General features: G+C 73.2%; 14 protein-coding genes. 9 read left to right on the top strand and 5 right to left on the bottom strand.

What is annotated here, in order from left to right:
• Positions 1-10 precede the first annotated feature (10 nt).
• Positions 11-685, top strand: a complete 675-nt coding sequence (locus tag IE198_RS21320; protein WP_189888995.1) for a futalosine hydrolase — start codon at positions 11-13, stop codon at positions 683-685.
• Positions 682-1578, top strand: coding sequence for a 1,4-dihydroxy-6-naphtoate synthase (locus IE198_RS21325; RefSeq protein ID WP_189888997.1), 897 nt, complete (start codon positions 682-684; stop codon positions 1576-1578). Before IE198_RS21320 ends, IE198_RS21325 begins: the two co-directional genes overlap by 4 nt.
• Before the next feature lie 10 nt (positions 1579-1588).
• On the opposite strand, the gene IE198_RS36385 is transcribed toward IE198_RS21325, so the two are convergent.
• Positions 1589-1972, bottom strand: a complete 384-nt coding sequence (locus IE198_RS36385) for a cold-shock protein (protein WP_189888999.1) — start codon at positions 1970-1972, stop codon at positions 1589-1591.
• Between the two features lie 181 nt (positions 1973-2153).
• On the opposite strand from IE198_RS36385, the gene IE198_RS21335 reads away from it, so the two are divergent.
• Positions 2154-2420 (top strand): hypothetical protein, encoded by a 267-nt coding sequence (locus IE198_RS21335; protein WP_100107809.1) that lies wholly within the window; start codon positions 2154-2156, stop codon positions 2418-2420.
• On the opposite strand, the gene IE198_RS21340 is transcribed toward IE198_RS21335, so the two are convergent.
• Entirely contained in the window at positions 2381-3046 is a 666-nt protein-coding gene (locus IE198_RS21340; RefSeq protein WP_373299918.1) for an HAD family hydrolase, read from the bottom strand. The two genes, IE198_RS21335 and IE198_RS21340, sit on opposite strands and share 40 nt — an antisense overlap.
• A gap of 110 nt (positions 3047-3156) precedes the next feature.
• Here IE198_RS21340 and IE198_RS21345 point away from each other — a divergent pair, with 110 nt between their 5' ends.
• The 4 genes from IE198_RS21345 to IE198_RS21360 all read left to right on the top strand — a co-directional run bounded on the left by IE198_RS21345 (position 3157) and on the right by IE198_RS21360 (position 7417).
• A complete protein-coding gene (locus IE198_RS21345; protein WP_189889003.1) occupies positions 3157-4167 on the top strand; it encodes a FecCD family ABC transporter permease in 1011 nt (336 codons plus the stop codon).
• Positions 4168-4539: 372 nt separating this feature from the next.
• Positions 4540-5607, top strand: a complete 1068-nt coding sequence (locus IE198_RS21350; protein WP_189889005.1) for a FecCD family ABC transporter permease — start codon at positions 4540-4542, stop codon at positions 5605-5607.
• Entirely contained in the window at positions 5604-6428 is an 825-nt protein-coding gene (locus IE198_RS21355) for an ABC transporter ATP-binding protein (protein WP_189889007.1), read from the top strand. The genes IE198_RS21350 and IE198_RS21355 overlap by 4 nt, the downstream gene beginning before the upstream one ends.
• 14 nt (positions 6429-6442) lie before the next feature.
• Positions 6443-7417 carry an ABC transporter substrate-binding protein gene (locus tag IE198_RS21360; protein ID WP_189889009.1) on the top strand — a complete coding sequence of 325 codons (975 nt, stop codon included), beginning with the start codon at positions 6443-6445 and terminating at the stop codon, positions 7415-7417.
• A 416-nt stretch (positions 7418-7833) separates the two neighbouring features.
• On the opposite strand, the gene IE198_RS21365 is transcribed toward IE198_RS21360, so the two are convergent.
• Positions 7834-8853, bottom strand: coding sequence for a hypothetical protein (locus IE198_RS21365; protein WP_189889276.1), 1020 nt, complete (start codon positions 8851-8853; stop codon positions 7834-7836).
• A gap of 99 nt (positions 8854-8952) precedes the next feature.
• Between IE198_RS21365 and IE198_RS21370 the strand changes: the two genes are divergently transcribed.
• Entirely contained in the window at positions 8953-11436 is a 2484-nt protein-coding gene (locus tag IE198_RS21370; RefSeq protein WP_189889278.1) for a helicase C-terminal domain-containing protein, read from the top strand.
• Here IE198_RS21370 and IE198_RS21375 read toward each other — a convergent pair.
• On the bottom strand, positions 11399-11962 hold the full coding sequence (locus tag IE198_RS21375) for a VanZ family protein (RefSeq protein WP_189889011.1): 564 nt from the start codon (positions 11960-11962) through the stop codon (positions 11399-11401). The genes IE198_RS21370 and IE198_RS21375 overlap by 38 nt on opposite strands.
• Before the next feature lie 127 nt (positions 11963-12089).
• Here IE198_RS21375 and IE198_RS21380 point away from each other — a divergent pair, with 127 nt between their 5' ends.
• Positions 12090-13745, top strand: coding sequence for a DNA repair helicase XPB (locus IE198_RS21380; protein WP_189889013.1), 1656 nt, complete (start codon positions 12090-12092; stop codon positions 13743-13745).
• Between the two features lie 223 nt (positions 13746-13968).
• Here the strand turns inward: IE198_RS21380 and IE198_RS21385 are convergent, their stop codons facing one another.
• Positions 13969-14154, bottom strand: coding sequence for a hypothetical protein (locus tag IE198_RS21385; protein ID WP_189889015.1), 186 nt, complete (start codon positions 14152-14154; stop codon positions 13969-13971).
• Between the last annotated feature and the right edge of the window lie 244 nt (positions 14155-14398).

Here is a 14398-nt window from a genome sequence, read left to right on the forward strand (position 1 = left end):
GACCGACGCCGTGCGCGTGCTTGTCGTGACAGCGGTGGCGGCCGAGGCCGCCGCCGTCGCGGGCGCGGGCACGGCCGCCGGGAATGCCCTCCCGGGCGGGTACGTGCTGACCCGCACACCCGCGTACGACGTGCTCGTCGGCGGCGTCGGTCCCGCGGCCGCCGCGGCCGCGACGGCGACGGCCCTCGCGGTCGCGCCGTACGACCTCGTCGTCTCCGCCGGCATCGGCGGCGGCTTCGCCCCGCACGCGGGCGTCGGATCGCTCGTCGTCTCCGACTCGGTCGTCGCCGCCGACCTCGGCGCCGAGACCCCGGACGGTTATCTGCCGGTCGACGAGCTCGGCTTCGGCCGTACGGTCCACGCCTCGCCGCCCGAGCTGTCGGCGCTCATCGCCAAGACCCTGGGCGCCGCCCACGCACCCGTGCTGACCGTGTCCACGGTCACCGGCACCGCCGCCCGCGCCGCCGAGCTCGCGGGCCGGCATCCGCGAGCGGCCGCGGAGGCCATGGAGGGTTTCGGTGTGGCGGAGGCCGCCGCCGCGCACGGGGTGCCCGTCGTCGAGATACGCGCGGTCTCCAACGCCGTCGGCCCCCGTGACCGTGCCGCCTGGCGCATCGGCGACGCGCTGGCCGCGCTGGGGGACGCGTTCCACCAGCTGGTCCCCGTCCTCCAGGAGCAACCGTGAGTCTGAAGATCGCGTACTCCCCCTGCCCGAACGACACCTTCGTCTTCGACGCCTGGGCCCACGGCCGGGTGCCCGGCGCGCCCGCGCTGGACGTGACCTTCGCGGACATCGACATCACCAACGGATGGGCGGAGCGCAGCGGGGCCTCCCCGGCGAAGCGCGGGGAAGGGTACGACGTCCTGAAGGTGTCGTACGCGGTGCTGCCGTGGGTGCTGGACGAGTACACCCTGCTGCCGTGCGGCGGCGCGCTGGGCCGCGGCTGCGGCCCTCTCGTGCTGACCCTGGCGGCGGGACGGGGAGGTACCTCGCGGGCCGAGGACTCCGGGGACCTGACCGGGAAGACGATCGCGGTGCCGAGCGAGCGTTCGACCGCGTATCTGCTGTTCCGGCTGTGGGCGGCGGACGTCGTCCCCGGGGGTGTCGGCGAGGTCGTCGTGATGCCGTTCCACGAGATCATGCCGGCCGTGCGTGACGGCAAGGTCGACGCCGGGCTCGTCATCCACGAGGCCCGTTTCACCTATCAGGACTACGGGCTGCACTGCCTCGCCGACATGGGCGAGCACTGGGAGTCGACGACCGGCCTGCCGATTCCGCTCGGCGCGATCATCGCCAGGCGGTCGCTCGGCGAGGAGACGCTGCGGCTGCTCGCCGAGTCGGCGCGCACGTCCGTACGGATGGCATGGGACGACCCCGAGGCCTCCCGCCCGTACGTACTCGAGCATGCGCAGGAGATGGACCCGGCGGTCGCCGACCAGCACATCGGGCTGTACGTCAACGAGTTCACCGCCGACCTGGGGGACGAGGGCTATGCCGCCGTCCGCGCACTGCTGACGCGCGCCGCGGCCGAGGGGCTCGTACCGCCCCTCGGCCCGGATGCGCTGACCTTCGTGTGAAGCCGGTCGATCAGACGTCGAGCTGGTCGGCCACCGCGCGCAGCAGACCCGCGATCTTCGCGCCCTGTGCCTTGTCGGGGTAGCGGCCGCGCTCCAGCATCGGCGTGATGTTCTCCAGCAGGGTCGTCAGGTCCTGCACGATGGACGCCAACTCGTCCGGCTTGCGCCGCTGGGCGGCCGCCACGGACGGCGCCGGGTCGAGCAGGATCACGGAAAGCGCCTGGTCGCCGCGCTGGCCGGCGACCACGCCGAACTCGACGCGCTGGCCCGGCTTCAAGGCCTCCACTCCGGAGGGGAGCACGGAGGAGTGCACGAAGACGTCGCCGCCGTCGTCGCGGGAGAGAAAGCCGAAGCCCTTCTCGCTGTTGAACCACTTGACCTTGCCGGTAGGCACGTCTGTCCTCGTCCTCGTACTCGGTGGGCGCTGGGGCACCGCAAGTTGGGGCGCCGAAAAACGGCTCTTGATAGCACTACAGCGGGTCGCCTGACCCGCCACCCCCAAGGCTAATGGTCCAGAGGCTGGTGACAAGACGTCCCCGATCGGTTCCTGTGCGCAAGGGAACTACCCTGGCCGAATGACTGCTACTCCTCAGGCCGCCGCTCCCGCCCCGGGTGACGGGCTGGTGCGCGCCGGCGCGATCGTCTTCATCGTCGGCGCGGTGGCCACACTGGTGACGGTGGCCCCACTGTTCCTGGGCACCGACCCCTTCCCGACCGTCGCGTACGCGGTCAGCATGCTGATGGGCGTCGGATTCCTGGTCGCCGCCGCGGGGGTGCTGCGGTCGATCGCTGCCCAGCGACGTCAGGCCAGATCCAGCCGGTCGGCCCGGTCCGCGCTGTAGGAGCGCAGCCACGCCGGGAACGCGGTCAGGTCCTCCAGGACCACGTCCGCGCCCGCCGCACGCAACTCGTCCGCGTCGCACGGCCCCGTCGGCACCGCCACGGACAGCGCGCCGGCGACACGGGCGCCCCGTACGTCGCCGAGGTGGTCCCCGACGTACACGCTCACCCCGTGCTCGCGCAGCGCCTCCCCCTTGGCCTCCGCCCACAGCCGGCCGATCGTCTCGTCGGGAGCGATATCGAGGTGCGCAAGGTGCAGCTCGGCGTTCGGCTCGTGCTTGGCGGTGACGACGATCGCGCGCCCGCCCAGCTCCTGCACCGCGGCTATGGCCTCGCGCGCGCCGGGCATCGCGGACGTCGGCCCTATCGCGTGCACCGGGTAGATCTCGCGGTAGCGGTCGCCCACCTCCCGGATCTGCTCGTCCGGGAACCAGTACGCCAACTCCTGCTCCAGCGGCGGCCCCAGACGCGTGACCGCCAGGTCCGCGTCGATCCATACGCCCGTCTCGGCGGACAGCGCGCGGTAGGCGGCGTGGATGCCGGCCCGGGAGTCGATGAGCGTCATGTCCAGGTCGAAACCGACGATGGGCCCGGCGGTGGGCGGGCGCGGGGCGGGGTGAGGAGCCATGGGGGTCATTGTGCCCACCCGTGGGTACGCATTTTCGGACGCATAGACTTAGCCAAGCCTTACCAACCTTGCCGGTCCACCGCGCCGGTCCTCGCCCCCGATTGGTGCCCATGTCAGCCAGACGCGCGCTCGCGGCCCGCCGCATCGGGTGGACGGCCGCCGCCGTCACGGCCCTGCTGCTCGCGGTGCTGTTCAGCCTCGCGGTCGGGGCGCGCCCGGTCGCACCGTCCGCCGTCCTCGACGCCGTACTGAACGGCGGAGACAGCGCCGACGCCGAAGTCGTACGCGAACTGCGCGTGCCGCGCACGCTGATCGGCCTGATGGTCGGCGCGGCGCTGGCCCTCGCCGGCACGGCCCTGCAGGGCATCACTCGCAACCCGATCGCCGACCCCGGAATCCTCGGCATCAGCCAGGGCGCGTCGGTGGGAGTGGTGCTGGCCATCGCCTTCGCGGGGGTGCACACGCTGGCCGGGTACGTCTGGTTCGCCTTCGCGGGCGCGGCGATCGCCTCGGTCGCGGTCTACGCGATCGCGGCGCGCGGCCGGGGCGGCGCGACCCCCGTCAAACTGGCGCTCGGCGGTGCGGCGATCAACGCGCTGCTGGTGTCGGTGACGACGGGCGTGCTGACAACGAAGGCTGCGGCGCTGGACGAGTTCCGCTTCTGGCAGGTCGGATCGGTCTCCGGGCGCGACGCCGAAGTGGTGGACCAGATCTGGCCGTTCCTGCTCGTGGGCGCCGTCCTGGTGATGGCGGTCGCCCGCGGCCTCGACGCGCTGGCCCTCGGCGAGGACGTCGCGAAGGGCCTCGGGCAGAACGTCGCGACGGTACGGATCGCGGGCGGCGTCGGCGCGACGGTGCTGACGGGTGTGGGCGTGGCCGCGGCGGGCCCGATTGCCTTCATCGGCCTGGCCGTGCCGCACATCGCCCGCGCGATCGTCGGCAGCGACCACCGCTGGGTGCTGCCGATGGCGGCGCTGATCGGCCCGGTGATGCTGCTCGTCTCCGACGTGATCGGCCGGATCGTCTTCCCGCCGAGCGAGGTGCCGGCGGGTGTGATGACGGCGCTGATCGGCGTGCCGTTCCTGGTCGGGCTGGTCCGCCGCAAGGCGGTGCCTGCGTGAGCCTCTCCTCCAGCCGCCCCGTTCCGGACCGGGGCAGGCCCCGTACCCCGTGCCGCCCTCCGGCCGGCATACCGGGCTCGGTGCGGCCGCGTTTCCACCGTGCGGGCCGCGTACCGCGCTTCGCGCGAACTTCTTCCACGGCCTGGCGGCCGTGGGTGGGGGGACCTCGTAGGGGGAGTACCTCCGGACGGTCCGGATTTTCCAGCGCCGCCGATGCGCGGCGCCCGGGGGGAGCAGCGGGACCGTGGCCGGAGCCCCGGTTCGGGACGGGGTCCCACCCACGCCACCAGGCGCCCAGAGGGTGCGGTGGGGGCGGGCCCCACGCGGCGCCCGCAGATCGCAGCGGCGACCCGTACACGAGGAGGGCGCCGCGTGAGCGCTGACACCGTCACCACCGTCCGGCCCGCCGGCTACGGCCTCGTCCGGACCGGCCGACGCGGCAGCTTCCTGCTCCACCGCCGCGCCGCCGGCGTCGCCCTCGGCCTCGCCGCGACGCTCGCCGCCGCCTGCGTCGCCTACCTCTGCGTCGGCGAGAGCTTCGTCGCGCCCGGGGAAGTCCTCAAGGTGGTCCTGGGTCAGCCGTCGCCCGACGAACTCGTCGTCGGGACGCTGCGGCTGCCGCGGATGGTGCTCGGGCTGCTCGTCGGCGCCGCCTTCGGGGTCGCGGGCGCCCTGATCCAGACCGTCGCGCGCAATCCGCTCGCCAGCCCGGACATCATCGGCATCAGCCAGGGCGCGAGCGCAGTGACCGTGGGCGTGCTGACCTTCGGCGTCACCTCGTACACCGTTCTGCCCTATCTGTCGGTCACCGGCGGCATCCTCGCCGCCGCCCTGGTGTACGTCTTCGCCTGGCGCGGCGGGCTGCACGCCACCCGGTTCGTCCTCATCGGCATCGGTTTCGCGATCGCACTCCGCTCGATCACGACCCTGTTCATGACCAAGGGTGATTACCTGGTCGCCCAGCAGGCTCAGATCTGGATGACGGGTTCGCTGAACGGCCGCGGCTGGGAGGAGGCCGCGCCGCTCGGCTGGACGCTGCTGGCGCTGGTGCCCGCCGTGCTGTGGGCGGCCCGGGCCCAGCGCACGGTGTCGATGGACGACGACACCGCGACCGCGCTGGGCGTACGGCTCGGCCGCGTACGGCTCGGGCTGGTGCTGCTCGGGGTCGTACTGGCGTCGATCGCCACCGGTGCCGCCGGGCCCGTCGACTTCGTGGCGCTGCTCGCGCCGCAGATCGCGCGCCGGACGACCCGGACCGCACAGATCCCGCTGCTGTGCTCCGCGCTGCTCGGCGCGGTGATCGTCGTCCTCGCCGATCTCGCGGCCCGCCGGATGTTCTCGCCCACCGAGCTGCCGGTGGGCGTGCTGACGGCGGCCATCGGTGCCCCGTACCTGATCTGGCTCATCATCCGTAGCCGAACCGCTGGAGGAACGTCGTGAGCAGGCTGACGGCTCGCGAGCTGACGCTCGCCTATGACGACCGCACGGTCGTGCACGAGCTCGACCTGGCCGTCCCCGACGGGCGGGTCACGGTGATCGTCGGCCCCAACGCCTGCGGCAAGTCGACGACTCTGCGCGCCCTCGGCCGGCTGCTGAAGCCCAAGGGCGGAGCGGTCCTCCTCGACGGCGCCGAGCTGGCGAAGATCCCGACGAAGAAGATCGCCCGGTCGATCGGGCTGCTGCCCCAGTCCCCGGTCGCGCCGGAGGCCATCACCGTCGCCGACCTGGTCGCCCGCGGCCGCCAGCCCCACCAGCACTGGTGGCAGCAGTGGTCGCAGGAGGACGAGCGCGCGGTCACGGACGCCATGGAACGTACGGACGTCACCGCTCTCGCCGGCCGGCCCGTCGACGAACTGTCCGGCGGCCAGCGGCAGCGCGTGTGGATCGCGATGGCACTCGCGCAGGAGACGGATCTGCTCCTGCTGGACGAGCCGACGACGTTCCTCGACATCGCACACCAGGTCGAGGTGCTCGATCTCGTACGGCAGTTGAACCACGAGCGTGGCCGCACGGTGGTCGCCGTCCTCCACGACCTCAACCAGGCAGCCCGTTACGCGGACCATCTCGTCGCCATGAAGGCCGGCCGGATCGTCGCGGAAGGACACCCCGACGACATCGTCAACGCCGAGTTGGTCCGTGAGGTGTTCGGCATGGAGTCGGTCGTCGTCCCCGACCCGGTGACCGGGTCGCCGCTCGTCGTGCCGGGAGCCCCGTACTCCCCCGCTCCCCAAGCCCCCACGCCCACCCCGCAGTCAGCCTGAAAGGTTCCATGTCCATGAACAACACGCTTCGCCGACGCGGCCTTTTCGCCGGTTCCCTCGCCCTGACCGCGGCCGTGGCGCTGAGCGGCTGCGGCACGAAGAACGACGCCGACTCCTCGGACAGCAGCAAGGCCGGCGGCACCCACAAGGTGAAGACGGCCATGGGCGATGTCGAGGTACCCGACGCGCCCAAGCGGGTCGTCGTCCTCGACACCGCGGAACTCGACTCGGCGATCACCCTGGGCGTCGAGCCGGTGGGCGCCACGCACACCGGTACCGCATCCGGCTTCCTGAACTACCTGCCCAAGGACAAGCTCGAGGGCATCACGGACGTCGGCGAGATGATGACCCCCAACCTGGAGGCCATCGCCGCGCTCAAGCCGGACCTGATCCTCACCAGCAAGATCCGCCACGGCGACAAGTACGCCGAGCTGAAGAAGATCGCGCCGACGGTGATGACCGAGACCACCGGCCTGCCCTGGAAGGAGAACTTCCAGCTCCACGCCGACGCGCTCGGCAAGAAGACGGAGGCGCAGAAGGCCGTCGCCGACTACGAGGCACACGCAGGCAAGGTCACGGAGGCGCTCGGCGGCAAGGAGAAGGCGGCGGCCACGAAGGTCAACGTCGTCCGCTTCGTCGAGGGCGCGGACATCCGCATCTACGGCAAGCAGAACTACATCTCGACGATCCTCGCCGACGTCGGCCTGGGCCGCCCGGCCATCACCGACAAGGCCAAGGACGGCTTCTCGTACGACGTGAGCCCCGAGAAGATCGACCTCGCCGACACGGACGTCGTCTTCCACTCGACGTACGGCGACCCGGAGAAGGCGAAGGAGAAGCAGACGCTGGACAGCGCTCTGTGGAAGGGCATGAAGGCGGCGAAGAACGACAGGGTGTTCGGCGTCGACGACGAGCTGTGGATCCAGGGAATCGGCTACACGGCGGCGAACGAGATCCTGGACGAACTCCAGGGCCATCTGGCGGGCTGAGCCGGGCGGCGCAGCCGCCGACGCGGAGGCGTTTCCCCCACACCGCTGCCGAACCGGGCTTCTCCCTCTGCGCCTTGCGGCGTGGGGGACCGCAGGACCGTTCACCGCGCTCCGCGCGGTGTCCCGGGGGCTTCGCCCCCGCCCCCGCGACTCAACGCCGGCGATGCCGATCTCGCGGCGCGCAATCCAGCACCGGCCCCGGGGGCACTTACCCCTGGGCCTGGCGGGGGTGGGAGGTCCCCACGGCAGCCAGGCCGTGGGTAGGGGGACCTTCAGGCCCGCCACGCCGCAGGGGAGTTCGAGCGCACCGCGCGGAGCGCGGTACCGGGTCCGGGGGCTCCGCCACCGCCGCGGGGCGGAGCCTCACGTCGAGACAGCGGAAAGCGGCGGGCTGGGGAACAGGCCCACCGCAGGCGCTACCGGGTCCGCCGCGCCCGCCACACAAGGAAGACCGCGGAGCCCACCGCCGCCGCCCTCAGCACCCAGGGCCAAGTCCCCGTCAGCGCGTCCCGGATCCCGCCCTCCGAGATCGCCTCGCCCCAGTGGCCGTTGACGCGGCCCCACAGCCACAACGCGCCGGCCGCCGCGGCCGTGCCGGGGATGCCGAGGACGGCCAGCTTGGCCTCGGTGCGGGACAGACGGCCTGAGGCGTAGGCCAGGAGCCAGCCGAGGCCGAGGGCGATCAGCTGGCCGAGGGCCGCGCCCGCGACGAGCAGCGCCGCGGCGAGGAGCAGCACGGGGCTGCCGAAGCCCGCCCGCGGCGCCGGTTCCGCAGGGGCGGCGGCAGCCCGGCGGCGCAGCAGACGCGGCAGCAGACGGCGGCGGCTGTCGGGCCCGGCCTCCGCCTCCTCCTCCGCCTCGGGCTCCTGGTCCTCGAAAGACACCGGCGGGGGCTTCAGTATCTCGGGGATCTCGACGCCCCCGACGAACCCGGCCACGCCGTCGCTCGCGCCCATCGCCCCGGGGTCGATGCGCCACCAGTCCGGTTCGGAGCCGGAGGGGCCCAGTTCGTCCATACCGGCCAGGTGCGGCGGCGACGCGGCCTCGCGCGGCACGGGCCCCGGCGGGGCGTCGGCGTTACGGGGCCGGGGCACACGGCGCCACCCCCGCTGGCGCGGCAGCGCGGCCGCGGGCGGGCGCTGGGGCTCGCGTTCGGGCTCGGCGACCGTGGCGGCCGGGCCCGGCCCCCGCCCCGGCGGCCCGCCGTCGTCCGACACCGCCGACGCCACCACCTCGTCCGGCGTACCGAGCCGCCCCAGGATGCGGCGGACGCCCGCCGGGCTGTCGCCGCCGACCTTCGACCGCTGCTTCTCGATCTCACTGCGCAGTGTCGAAACGAGCCGCATCCGCGTACCGGACGGGAGCTGGGCCTGCTGGGCCAGGTCACCGACGCGGCTCAGATAGTCGTAGACGAGCTGGTCGCTCTCGATCCCCACCGGCGGTTCCCCTGCACTGGCCACGGGCCGCCCGCCTTCCCGGGCCGCCCCGTCCCCGACGGTAGCGCTCCAGCGGCTAACGTGGGGCGGATGGGGACCATGCCCGAAGGAAGCGGCGGCAGCCCGCGCACCCTCGCGGAAGCGCTGCGCGCCCGCGACGACGAGGAGCTGGCCGCACTGCTGCGCGCCCGCCCCGATCTGCTGAGCCCGGTGCCGAACGACGTCACCCAGCTCGCCACCCGGGCCGGTACCCGCGCCTCCGTCGTACGGGCCCTGGAGCGGCTGGACCGCTTCGCCCTGCAGACCGCGGAGGCGCTGGCGGTGGCCACGGACCCGGCGCCGTACGGTGAACTGCTCGCGCTGATGACCGGCGACGACCGTGACGCGACCACGGAGGCGGCGCTTCCGCAGGCCCTCGAAACGTTGCGCCGGCAGGCCTTGGTGTGGGGCGGCGACGACCGGCTGCGGCTGGTGCGCACGGCGCGCGAACTGCTGGCGCCGTCCCCGACACGCCCATCGCCGACGGGTCTCGGTCCGACCGTCACGGAGGCCACCGCCGGAATGTCGCCGGGTCGGCTCCAGGAGATCCTGGCGGTGGCGGGCCTGCCGACGACGCACGACCCGGTGTCCGCGGTCGCGGCGCTGACCTCGCTGTTCACCGACCGGACGCGGATGGCGGCGCTGCTGGACACGGCTCCGTCGGACGCGCTGGCGGTCCTGGACCGGCTGGTGTGGGGGCCGCCGTACGGGGAGGTGACCGCCGATCCGACGCCGCCGGTGCGGTGGCTGCGGGACCGCGGACTGCTGCTGCCGGCCTCGGCGCGCACGGTGGTGCTGCCACGGGAGGTGGCACTGCACCTGCGTGCGGGGCGTGCTCACCGGACGCCGGAGCCGGTTCCGCCGGCCGTCGTGCCGGCTGCGGAACACCGTCCACAGATTGTGGACAGTACGGCGGCGGGCCAGGCGTTCACGGCACTCACCACGGTCGAGGACCTGTTGAAGGACTGGCACGAGGGCGGCCCCGCGGTGCTGCGGGCCGGCGGTCTGGCCGTACGGGACCTCAAGCGGACGGCCGCGGCGCTGGACACCAGCGAGCAGCTCGCCGCGTTCTGGCTCGAACTGGCTTATTCCGCAGGTCTGCTGGCCACCGACGGCGAGGCGGACGAGCGGTATGCGCCGACCCCGGCGTACGACGAGTGGCTGGAGCTTCCGCCGGCGGAGCGGTGGGGTGAACTGGCCGTCGCCTGGTTGACGGCGACCCGCACGCCCGGACTCGTCGGCAGTCAGGACGCCAAGGGCCGCACGCTGTCCGCCCTCGGCCCGGAGCTGGACCGCAGTGTCGCCGCAGAGGTGCGCCACCGCGTACTGAAGCTGGCGGCGGGCCTCCCGCACGGCGCGGCACCGGATCCGGAGACGCTGCTCGCCCGGCTGCGCTGGGAGCGGCCGCTGCGCGGTGACACGGCGGGCACGGGCAAGGACCTGCGGGCCCGGGTCGCGACCTGGACGCTGTCGGAGGCGGAGCTGCTGGGCGTGACCGGCCGCGGCGCGCTCTCCACGCACGGGCGGGCCCTGCTCGACGGGGAACCAGTGGACGGGGACGGCGACGCGCACGCCGACGGCGACGCGCTCGCGGACCGCCGCGCCCGCGCGGTCAAGGCGCTCGCGCCGCTGCTGCCGGAGCCCCTCGACCACGTCCTCCTCCAGGCGGACCTCACCGCCGTCGCCCCCGGTCCGCTGGAGCGCCCCCTCGCGGAGACGCTCGCCGTGCTCGCGGACGTCGAGTCCAAGGGCGGCGCCACCGTCTACCGCTTCACGCCCGCGTCGGTGCGACGCGCGCTCGACGCCGGCAAGGCCGCGTCGGACCTGCACACCTTCCTGGTCACGCACTCGCGTACGCCCGTGCCGCAGCCGCTCAGCTACCTCATCGACGACGTGGCCCGCCGCCACGGCCATCTGCGGATCGGCGCGGCGTCGGCCTATGTGCGCTGCGACGACGACGCGGTGCTCGGCGAGATCCTCGCCGACAAGCGCTCCCATGGGCTCGGGCTGCGCCGCCTCGCGCCCACCGTGCTCGCCGCCCAGGCAGACCCGGGGGCGCTGCTCGAAGGGCTGCGCGCCATGGGCTACGCGCCGGCCGCCGAGTCCGCGGAGGGCGATGTGCTGATCACCCGTGCCCATGCCCGCCGTACCCCGCCGCGCACAGCGCCCTCTCCCGTGCCGGAGGGCCCTCCGGTGCCGGACCGGACGCTGCTCGGCGCGGCCGTGAAGGCGATCAGGGCGGGCGATATGGCGGCCACCGTCGCCCGCAAGCCGGCCGCCGAGCAGGTCGGCCCCCGGCCCGGTGAACTGCCGCGCACCACCTCGGCCGAGACCCTGGCCACCGTCCAGGCCGCCGCGCTCACCGGCTCCGCGCTCTGGATCGGCTATGTCAACGCGGAAGGCACCGCCAGCCAGCGCGTCATCGCACCGGTCCGCGTCGAGGGCGGTTTCGTGACGGCCTACGACCACACCGCCGACGAGGTGCGGACGTATCCGCTGCACCGCATCACGGGCGTGGCGGAACTCGCCGACGACGCCACTTGAGCCGCCACCCCGACGAGCGGGCGGCCGGTTCGTCCGGCTGCTCCGCCTCGCCGCGCCGCCTGCGCCAGGCGCGGCCCAGTCGGCGGCCCAGCAGTACGTAACCGGTCAGCGCACCGGTGGTGTTGAGGATCACGTCGTCCACGTCGAAGGCCCGCCCGGGGACGATCGCACCCTGCGCCAGCTCCACGAGGGCCATCACCACGATCGTGAGCACCATCACCCGCAACAGCCGCAGCGACCGGGGCACCAGCACCGGCAGCAGCACCCCGAAGGGCATGCCGAGCAGCAGGTTGCCGCCGATCTGCCGGGCGGCCGCCAGGAACGTGTAGTCGGTGACGTACTGCCGCAGGGAGGCGCCGGGGCGCATGTTCGCGCTCGCCACGCCCTCGGAGGCGTGCGAAGGCGCCAGCGTCAGCCGGGCGAGGACGGCGGAGAAGACGACGAGGGCGACGAAGGCGCAGACGACCAGACCCCCGCGGAGGACCGTTCTGCCCCACGCGGAGCGGGACCGGGCATCGGTGTTCATGACAACGCAGCTACCCGAGCACTCCCCGGACAGTCGCTCGATGCGGGACACTGGTTGTTTGGCCGTGTCCCGGACGGAAGGACCGGCCCGACGAAAACCCGAGGCAAACCCGGGGAAAGGGTGTGGCGTGAACGGACCGCTGATCGTCCAGAGCGACAAGACACTCCTGCTCGAAGTGGACCACGAGCAGGCCGACGCCTGCCGTCGCGCGATCGCGCCGTTCGCCGAGCTGGAGCGTGCGCCGGAGCACATCCACACCTACCGGGTGACGCCGCTCGGCCTGTGGAACGCGCGCGCCGCCGGGCACGACGCCGAGCAGGTCGTCGACGCGCTCGTCGAGTACTCCCGCTACCCGGTGCCGCACGCCCTCCTCGTCGACGTCGCGGAGACCATGGCCCGCTACGGCCGGCTCACCCTGTCGAAGCACCCCACCCACGGGCTCGTCCTCACCACCACCGACCGGCCGGTGCTCGAGGAGATCCTGCGCTCCAGGAAGATCCAGCCGCTGGTCGGCAACCGGATCGACCCCGACACCGTCGCCGTGCACCCCTCCGAGCGCGGCCAGATCAAGCAGACGCTGCTGAAGCTCGGCTGGCCGGCCGAGGACCTGGCCGGTTACGTGGACGGCGAGGCGCACCGGATCGACCTCGACGAGTCGGGCTGGGCGCTGCGCCCGTACCAGAAGCAGGCCGTCGAAGGCTTCTGGCACGGCGGCTCGGGCGTCGTCGTGCTGCCGTGCGGCGCGGGGAAGACGCTGGTCGGGGCGGGCGCGATGGCGCAGGCGAAGGCCACCACCCTGATCCTCGTCACGAACACCGTCTCCGCCCGCCAGTGGAAGCACGAGCTGGTGAGGCGCACGACGCTGACCGAGGACGAGATCGGCGAGTACAGCGGGACGAAGAAGGAGATCCGCCCGGTCACCATCGCCACGTACCAGGTGCTGACGACCAAGCGGAAGGGGATCTACCCCCACCTGGAGCTGTTCGACTCCCGCGACTGGGGCCTGGTCGTCTACGACGAGGTGCACCTGCTGCCCGCCCCGGTCTTCAAGTTCACCGCCGACCTCCAGGCGCGCAGGCGGCTCGGCCTCACGGCCACGCTGGTACGTGAGGACGGCCGCGAGTCGGACGTCTTCTCCCTCATCGGGCCCAAGCGTTTCGACGCCCCGTGGAAGGAGATCGAGGCACAGGGGTACATCGCCCCCGCGGACTGCGTGGAGGTACGGGTCAACCTGAGCGACTCCGAGCGGCTGGCCTACGCGACGGCGGAGCAGGAGGAGAAGTACCGCTTCTGCGCGACGACGGCGACCAAGCGCCGGGTGACCGAGCAGCTGGTGCACAAGCACGCGGGTCAGCAGATCCTCGTCATCGGCCAGTACATCGACCAGCTCGACGAGCTCGGCGAGCACCTGGAGGCACCGGTGATCAAGGGCGAGACGCCGAACGCCCAGCGCGAGAAGCTCTTCGACGCGTTCCGCAGCGGCGAGATCAGTGTGCTCGTGGTGTCCAAGGTCGCGAACTTCTCGATCGACCTGCCGGAGGCGACGATCGCGATCCAGGTGTCCGGCACGTTCGGGTCGCGACAGGAGGAGGCGCAGCGCCTCGGCCGGGTGCTGCGTCCGAAGGCGGACGGGCACAAGGCGCACTTCTACTCGGTGGTGGCGAGGGACACGATCGACCAGGACTTCGCGGCGCACCGCCAGCGGTTCCTGGCCGAACAGGGCTACGCCTACCGGATCGTCGACGCGGACGAACTCCTGGCGGGCGAGGACCCGGTCCACTGACACGGAGGGCCGGGGGCCGCGGGGGGTCGCCCGGGGCGACCGGACGCCGGGCGGCCGGACCGGGTGGCGGGCGCGGCCCCGAAGCCAGAGCGCGTCGAAACGCGGCGACCCGCAGCGGGTCGTGGCCGCACGCAACCGAAGCCGGGCGGGGTCGTAACCGGGCGCGGTCGGGCCGGCGGTCCGGGGTCGCTGACGAGGCCGGTTCCGGGCGGCGCAGCCGCGCTCAGCGGCGGCGGACGCCGGCCTCTTCCGCGTACTCGCCGAGGACGGCGACGCTGAAGACCGCGCCGGCGAAGACCTTGACCGCGCGCAGAGCACTGCCGACGCGGTGCTGCCGGCGGGTGCCCCCGCCGCTCGCCGCGGCGCCGTGGTGGGGGTGGGTTCCCGGAGTGAAGGTCGCTGTGGTCATGCCTTCATGGTGCTGCGCATCACCCGGTCGGAGCATCGGGCTGGGGGCTGAACCAGACAGCTCCCCGCGTACTACTTCCGGCAGGGGGCGTCCCCTACGGGGATGACGCCCGCACGGAAATCCGTTCGCGCCCGTTCACCGGCCCCACTACACTCGCGGGCTTGCCCCGGGCTCGACCGGGGCCTTCCCCGCCTCCTTCGAACGCCTTCGAGGAGCGCCGCCGTCCGGACGGAAACCGGCCGGT

It is taken from the genome of Streptomyces xantholiticus (assembly GCF_014651015.1).
Taxonomy (GTDB): Bacteria; Actinomycetota; Actinomycetes; order Streptomycetales; family Streptomycetaceae; genus Streptomyces; species Streptomyces xantholiticus.

Bases quoted from the DNA above. Each gene is read 5' to 3' on its own strand.
- IE198_RS21335 (WP_100107809.1), top strand. From the start codon at position 2,154: ATGACTGCTACTCCTCAGGCCGCCGCTCCCGCCCCGGGTGACGGGCTG.
- IE198_RS21340 (WP_373299918.1), bottom strand. From the start codon at position 3,046: ATGGCTCCTCACCCCGCCCCGCGCCCGCCCACCGCCGGGCCCATCGTC.
- IE198_RS21345 (WP_189889003.1), top strand. From the start codon at position 3,157: ATGTCAGCCAGACGCGCGCTCGCGGCCCGCCGCATCGGGTGGACGGCC.
- IE198_RS21360 (WP_189889009.1), top strand. From the start codon at position 6,443: ATGAACAACACGCTTCGCCGACGCGGCCTTTTCGCCGGTTCCCTCGCC.
- IE198_RS21370 (WP_189889278.1), top strand. From the start codon at position 8,953: ATGCCCGAAGGAAGCGGCGGCAGCCCGCGCACCCTCGCGGAAGCGCTG.
- IE198_RS21375 (WP_189889011.1), bottom strand. From the start codon at position 11,962: ATGAACACCGATGCCCGGTCCCGCTCCGCGTGGGGCAGAACGGTCCTC.
- IE198_RS21385 (WP_189889015.1), bottom strand. From the start codon at position 14,154: ATGACCACAGCGACCTTCACTCCGGGAACCCACCCCCACCACGGCGCC.